The organism is Oceaniglobus indicus, from assembly GCF_002751875.1.
Lineage (GTDB): Bacteria > Pseudomonadota > Alphaproteobacteria > Rhodobacterales > Rhodobacteraceae > Oceaniglobus > Oceaniglobus indicus.
This window is the reverse complement of sequence record NZ_NMZM01000005.1, coordinates 308146-314828: the sequence shown is the minus strand read 5'-3', so window position 1 is coordinate 314828 and position 6683 is coordinate 308146. Positions and strand designations below refer to the sequence as shown.

General features: G+C 62.8%; 6 protein-coding genes, 1 tRNA gene and 2 pseudogenes. 4 read left to right on the top strand and 5 right to left on the bottom strand.

The features are described 5' to 3' along the window. Window positions 1–123 precede the first annotated feature (123 nt). Window positions 124–860, bottom strand: a pseudogene (locus CFP68_RS18205) (IS5 family transposase); the annotation flags it as partial. A gap of 673 nt (window positions 861–1533) precedes the next feature. Between CFP68_RS18205 and CFP68_RS10460 the strand changes: the two are divergent. The 3 genes and pseudogenes from CFP68_RS10460 to CFP68_RS18610 form a co-directional block, all read left to right on the top strand. Further along, window positions 1534–1974: a hypothetical protein gene (locus tag CFP68_RS10460; protein ID WP_145953430.1), complete on the top strand. Its 441-nt coding sequence runs from the start codon at window positions 1534–1536 to the stop codon at window positions 1972–1974. 186 nt (window positions 1975–2160) lie between these two features. Next, window positions 2161–2319: a hypothetical protein gene (locus tag CFP68_RS18100; RefSeq protein WP_158234156.1), complete on the top strand. Its 159-nt coding sequence runs from the start codon at window positions 2161–2163 to the stop codon at window positions 2317–2319. An 8-nt stretch (window positions 2320–2327) separates the two neighbouring features. Next, window positions 2328–2969: pseudogene (locus CFP68_RS18610) on the top strand (recombinase family protein); the annotation flags it as partial. 78 nt (window positions 2970–3047) lie between these two features. Here the strand turns inward: CFP68_RS18610 and CFP68_RS18445 are convergent. From CFP68_RS18445 to CFP68_RS10445, 3 genes are all read right to left on the bottom strand, one after another. After that, window positions 3048–3476: a hypothetical protein gene (locus CFP68_RS18445; protein ID WP_241524038.1), complete on the bottom strand. Its 429-nt coding sequence runs from the start codon at window positions 3474–3476 to the stop codon at window positions 3048–3050. Between the two features lie 94 nt (window positions 3477–3570). Then, window positions 3571–3647, bottom strand: a tRNA-Met gene (locus CFP68_RS10450). Window positions 3648–3750: 103 nt separating this feature from the next. After that, window positions 3751–4512 carry an alpha/beta fold hydrolase gene (locus CFP68_RS10445; RefSeq protein ID WP_099826846.1) on the bottom strand — a complete coding sequence of 254 codons (762 nt, stop codon included), beginning with the start codon at window positions 4510–4512 and terminating at the stop codon, window positions 3751–3753. Window positions 4513–4604: 92 nt separating this feature from the next. Between CFP68_RS10445 and CFP68_RS10440 the strand changes: the two genes are divergently transcribed. Further along, entirely contained in the window at window positions 4605–4967 is a 363-nt protein-coding gene (locus tag CFP68_RS10440) for a hypothetical protein (protein ID WP_099826845.1), read from the top strand. A gap of 410 nt (window positions 4968–5377) precedes the next feature. On the opposite strand, the gene glyA is transcribed toward CFP68_RS10440, so the two are convergent. Next, window positions 5378–6673 (bottom strand): serine hydroxymethyltransferase, encoded by a 1296-nt coding sequence (gene glyA, locus CFP68_RS10435; RefSeq protein WP_099826844.1) that lies wholly within the window; start codon window positions 6671–6673, stop codon window positions 5378–5380. Window positions 6674–6683: the final 10 nt, after the last annotated feature.

Below are 6683 nucleotides of genomic sequence, written 5' to 3'. Positions count from 1 at the left end.
TGGTGCGCCCGATCAGACGCCCACGTCCCCCTTTTTCACCGCAAGGCTGGATGCCGTGCGATGGGCTTTAAGGTATGGGGCGTCGATCATCACGGTCTTCTCTTCGCCGTGGTCAGCCGCCAAAACCCTCGGGCACCTGTCGTAACGGGTCGCGACCCGCCTCCAGTCCTTGAGCCTGCCGAACATGATCTCGATCCGGTTGCGGCGTTTGTATCGGCGCTTGTCGTATTTGACGGGCTTCCTGCGTTGTCTTCGGCCCGGGATGCAGGCGCGTAACCCTTTGTCTTGCAACGCTTCCCTGAACCAATCGGCGTCATGGCCGCGATCCCCGAGCAGCCAATCGACGTTCGGCACGCTGCTGAGCAAGGCTCGTGCCCCGATGTAATCACTCACCTGTCCGGCGGTCACGAACAGGTTCGGTGGGCGTCCCCGGCTGTCGCAGATGGCATGCAGCTTTGTGTTCATGCCGCCCTTGGTCCGTCCAATCAGGCGACCGCGCCCCCCTTTTGACGCCCATGCTGGTCGCTGTGCGGTGTGCCTTGAGATAGGTCGCATCGTTCGCCATGCCCGGCGGCAAGACCGGCCAGCATCCGTGCGAGGACGTCTTGTTCGTGGCCTCACTCGAACCAGTGGCGTTCAGCCACTCACCTCGAGCGCTTCCAGCGCTTCCAGCGATTGTAGAGCGTCTTGTACGGCCCGTATTCCGCAGGCGCGTCACGCCAGCGCAGCCCATTGCGATTGATGAAGATAATCCCGCTCGGCACACGCCGATCATCGACGCGCGGCTTGCCGTGGGACTTCGGAAAAAAGCGCTCAAGACGCGCCATCTGCGCATCCGTCAGCCAGAAAAGACCAGACATGTTCACCGCTCGCTTTTCGAACCGTGACTCATGCCGTCTGTGAAAAATCAATGGGTCCTGAGGCTAATAGGGTTTCCCACGCTGGTGTCGATTTTTCACACCAAGGAGACTCCAGATGTTTCACCAAGCTCAACCCATCGTTCCGGCCACTGACTGGGCTGTCAACCCGCATCGCGGCGATGTCGTGCTGTTTCGCTTCCCCGTTGCCGAAGACACTGACGACGTTGAACCGCCAAAGCGGCGGCCGTGCCTGGTGCTCGATATCCGCAGAAGGGGAGGGGAATGCTTCGTAGACTGGCCTATGGCACCTCGTCCGATGGCCGCGCGAATCGCAGTTATGAGGTGATGGTCAAACAGCCGAGATCACGAACCTGCGCTGGCTTGAACAAGCCGGCGCGCTTTGTTTGTGCCCGGCGCATCATCGTGAATGTGAACAGCAGCGGTTTTCATTGTCCGGACGAGACCACCTCGCCGCTGATCGGACGCCTCGACGATGCGCTGATGGATCGGATGAACGCGATCCGCGCACGGATCCAGGCCGAGATATTGCCGCACACTACCGCGATGAGAGACGCCGGGAATAGGCGCGATGGGCGCGCGAAGATCGCGGTTTCCGATAGGGAGCCGCGCCTTCGAGCGACCCCACACCTCAACCAAAACAAGGAAAACACCAATGGAAATGCCATTCACCTCCGTCGACGAAATCACCGCACTGGCGGCCGCCTGCTTCCCGCTCGCGCGCATCGCCGCCACCGGCATCGAGGAAGACGTTCTCGAACTCATCCCGTGGGAGCCGGCGCAGGACGCCAAGGCGCTCGCAGCCCGGCTGCACCGCGGGGAGGTCTTCGACAACGGCGTCTTGGCGATGCTGCACGACCTCATCGGCGTTCTGGACGCCGAGATCACCGAGGGCACCTGCGTGCAGACTTTCTTCGACCACAGCCCGGAAAATGTTTCGAACGACATGAACTGGCAGCAGGGGCGACTCACGCCCGATGCAGACCGGCTCTCCGGCGCGCTGGCCGTGTTGCTGGAACTCTATGCCGCCTTGGCGGCGGTGTATGACATCTTGCAGGCCGAGAAGGCCTTGACAGGATTGCGCACCGCAGCCTGATCGAACACGCGGGCCGGAACACCCGCGTCAGGGCGCGCTGGCGATACTTCTGCTGCTGCAAATGCCGGCGCGCCCGCGAATGAAACGCCCGTGCGAGTCATCTCCGCACGGGCAAATGATCACGAGCGAGGGCACGGGTCTCGCCGGTCTGTCGGTTATCGGTGTCCACAGCCGAAGGAGATGTCGATGGCCCTCACGAACTTGATTGACCTGATTGCCGAAGTGGCTGCCAAAAGAATCGCCAAGGAGGGCAAGACCGGGGAAGACACACCAGAACAAGCCCGTACGGTTTTCCCTCCAATTCTGGCAATCTTTGGGCGGTTTCACGATTCTTTCGCAGGTTGATCTTGAGCATGCCCGATTTCGTGGGCCATCCTGCAATCCAACGAGACCGGGATGTGCACAATCCCCCGCGCGTGGCGATCTATGCGCGTTATTCCATCACGGGCGAGCAGGACATCAATGCAGACGAAGCCTTGATTGTTGAGCGGATCTTCAACGAATACGCCGCAGGCAAATCGCCCGTCCGGATCGCCGCCGACCTCAACGCCGACGGCATTCCCGCGCCGCGCGGCGGGGGCACCAGTTCGGGACATTGGCGCCAGACAACGATCAACGGCAACCGCGAACGCGGCACCGGGATCCTGAACAATCAACTCTACGTCGGACGGCGGGTGTGGAATCGGCTGCGCTACTCAAAACACCCGGAGACCGGCAAGCGCGTGTCCCGGCTCAATCGACCCGATGACGTGATGGTCTTTAAGGTTCCCGATCTGCGCATCATCGAACAATCGCTCTGGGACGCTGTGAAGGCGCGACAGACGGCACAACAGCGGGTTCGAGCCAAAAAGACCGCAAACGACCCCAACGGCCTGTCCGTGGCCCAGAGAATGCGCCGCCGGAAGTATCTGCTGTCCGGGCTGTTGTCGTGCGGGCAGTGCGGCGGCAACCTCACCATCGCCGGCAGTGGCAAGGCGCGGCGCTATTATTGCGCCAATGCCAAGGAGAAAGGTGCGGCCATCTGCACCGGAATGCCTGGCCTCAAAGAGCAGGATGCGGCGACCTCGATCTTGTCAGGTCTGAAAACCGGACTGATGCAGGACGAGGCCTATGCGGAATTTCGGACGAAGTTCCTGGCGCGCACGAAGGCCAAAGAGAAAGAGCGTGAGCATATGCTCCGTTTGCACGACCAGACCGTGCGCCAGTTGGAGATCCGGCACGTGAACCTGATGAAGGCCGTCGAGGATGGGGATTATTCCGCGCCGATCGTCGCACAGTTCAACAAGGTCGATGCAGAACTGGCCGATGCGCGTGCAAAACGCGCCGCGCTGACGCCCGAACCAATCGTGCTGCCCGCTGACTTGCCCGCACTCTACCGCGCCTACGTCAATGACCTCGCCGAGACCTTGGCGGACGAGGACGTATCGGGCCGCGCCAGCGAGGAACTGCACAGCCTGGTCGATACGGTGGTGGTTGATTGGGACGAAGAAGAGCGAAACCACCGGCTTGAATTGCGCGGTAAGCTGTTGGAACTGCTACAAACAACAAAGCCCGCCGGAGAGGCGGGCTTGGCTGACAGCGAAAGTTCGCTAAAGTTGGTTGCGGGAGTAGGATTTGAACCTACGACCTTCAGGTTATGAGCCTGACGAGCTACCGGGCTGCTCCATCCCGCGTCACGTGAGGCTGAGATATGGGAAAGGGCCGGGGGCTGCAAGGGGGGTGGCGCGGAAAAATGTCTTTTGGCGGGAATAAATATGCGGCGGCGCGGCAGGGTGGTCATGCGGTCAGGAAGGCGCGCACCGATGCTTCGAAATCCCGTGGTTTTTCCGCGTGCAGCCAGTGTCCCGCGTCGGGAAGCCGTGCAAAGCGGGCCTTGGGGAACAATCCGCGGATCGCGGGACGGTGTTCGGGAAGGACATAGTCGCTTTTTCCGCCCGAGAGGAACAGGGCCGGGTTGGCGAATGTGCCCTCGACGTCCGACGGCCAGCCCAGGATCCGGGGCATCTCGCGCGCCAATGTGTCGAGGTTGAGACGCCAGCGGCCGTGGGTCAGATCCAGCGATTGCAGCAGGAACGCCCGCACGCCGGGGTCTTCCACCGATTGCGCCAGGGCGGCGTCGGCCTCGCCACGCCGGGAAAAATCGCCCGCGGGCAGGGCGCGCATCGCCTCGATCAGGTGCATCTGCGTATGGCTGTAGGCCACGGGCGCGATGTCGGCGACGATCAGCCGGCGCACCGCATCGGGATGACGCAGCGCCAGAACCATCGCGGCCTTGCCGCCCATGGAATGCCCCAGGACGTCGGCAGGTCGGGGCAGGGTGGTCAGCACCTCGGCCAGATCGCCGGCCATTTCGGCATACCCGTGCGTGTCGCTGTGAAACGAATCGCCGTGGTTGCGCATGTCCACGCAAACCACCTGTCGGGCGTCCGACAGCCGCTTGGCGATCACGCTCCAATTGCGTGCCGACCCGAATAGCCCGTGGGCAATCAGCAGCGGTGGCAGGTCGCTCGGGTCACCATGAAAGACGGTATTCAACATGTTGCCATTCTAGCGCCGCCAGCGGACCTTCACCAGCCGGGACTTGAGCGGGTCCGGGTGTCGGGCTATGCCGCCTGCCGAAAGGATATCCGATGACCCCGAAAGAGCAGGCCGAGGATCTTGCCGCGTTGATCGGATCGCGCCTTGGCGTGGGCGGTCGGGGGCTGGAGGCGAAGCTGCGGCGCGCCGGACGGCTGTTGCCGCGCCGGATCCGCCGTGAAGCCGAAACCGTGGCCGAGGCCGCGCGGCTGTCCGATCATCCGAAACTGGCCAAACGGCTTGCCGGTGGCGATCACGATCGTGCCTATCGAGACTGCAAGCGGTTCCTCGAGAAAATCGACGGCTCGGAACGCGTCGTGCGCATGGCGTTGGGGCTGCTGACAGTCAACGCGTTCAACGTGTTGGTCGTTGGCGCGCTGGTGATTGCGGTTCTGGTCTGGCGGGGGTTCCTGTGATCAAGGGCCGGGGCGCGATGGATAGTTGCGCCAGATGCCGTGACCGGACGGTCGCCCGCTGATGCCATTGCAGTTACTTTCGGATGAGGACGGCAAGACGGCCCAACGCCGTGCGGTGACACGGCGCTTGGTCATTCGGTGGAATTGTCTCGCCGCTAGAAACGTAGGACGGTTACGAAAAGAGAACGAAACCTCGCGGGAAAACCCCTAAGGAATGCCGTTCGATAAAAGGGACGCGGATGGCGTGCCAACCGCAGGCCCCTCCAACTTTTCGTCCTCAATCCCGGCTTTCAAACAGCGTTGGACATTTTATGCTCCGGCCCGGGGTCGTGCCATTCCCGTGCACGGTCTTCAACCTTTCGCGGAAGGGGCGGCCTTGATGCGCGCCGCCCCTTCCGCGTTCGGTCGAGTCATGCAGTCGGATAGATCGGGAACCGGGCGCAGAGGTCTTCGACCTCGGCTTTCACGCGCGCTTCGGTCTCGGCGTTGCCCTCTTCGCCATTGGCGGCAAGTCCGTCGACGACTTCGACGATCCAATCCGCGATCTGGCTGAATTCGGCGGTTCCGAAACCGCGCGTCGTGCCTGCGGGCGAACCCAGCCGGACACCGGATGTCACCGTCGGTTTTTCATCGTCGAAGGGGATGCCGTTCTTGTTGCAGGTGATGTTGGCGCGGCCCAGGGCCTTTTCGGTGGCGTTGCCCTTCACCCCCTTGGGGCGCAGGTCCACCAGCACGACATGGGTGTCAGTGCCGCCGGTGACGATGTCCAGACCGCCCTCGATCAGGCGCGCGGCCAGTGATTTCGCGTTGGCGATGACCTGTTGCTGATAAAGCTTGAAGCCGGGTTCCAGCGCCTCGCCGAAGGCCACGGCCTTGGCCGCGATGACATGCATCAGCGGTCCGCCCTGAATGCCGGGGAAGATGGCCGAGTTGAACTTCTTCGCCAGCGCCTCGTCGTTGGTCAGGATCATGCCGCCACGCGGGCCGCGCAGGGTCTTGTGGGTCGTTGTCGTGGCGACATGGGCGTGGGGGAAGGGCGAGGGGTGTTCGCCCGCCGCCACAAGACCCGCGAAGTGCGCCATGTCGACGTGCAGGTAGGCGCCCACCATGTCGGCGATCGCCCGCATCCGCGCGAAATCGACCTGACGCGGGATGGCCGAGCCGCCGGCGATGATCATCTTCGGCTTGTGTTCCTTCGCCAGCGCCTCGACCTGGTCGTAATCCAGTTCCAGCGTATCGCGCCGCACGCCGTATTGCACCGCGTTGAACCATTTGCCCGACTGGTTGGGCTTCGCGCCGTGGGTCAGGTGACCGCCCGCGTCCAATGACATGCCCAGGATCGTGTCGCCGGGGGTCAGCAGTGCGGTGAACACGCCCTGGTTGGCCTGCGATCCCGAATTCGGCTGGACGTTGGCGAAACCGCAGCCGAACAATTCGCAGGCGCGCGCGATGGCCAGGTTTTCGGCGATGTCGACGTATTCACAGCCGCCGTAATACCGCCGTCCGGGATACCCTTCGGCGTATTTGTTGGTCAGAACCGTGCCTTGCGCCTCCATCACGGCGCGCGAGACGATGTTCTCCGACGCGATCAGCTCGATCTCGGTCTGTTGGCGGTGCAGTTCCTTGCCGACGGCCTCGAAGATCTCGGGGTCGGCATCGGCCAGCGACCGGGTGAAAAAGCCGGTATTCTTGTGGGGGGCGTTCATCGCGCATCTC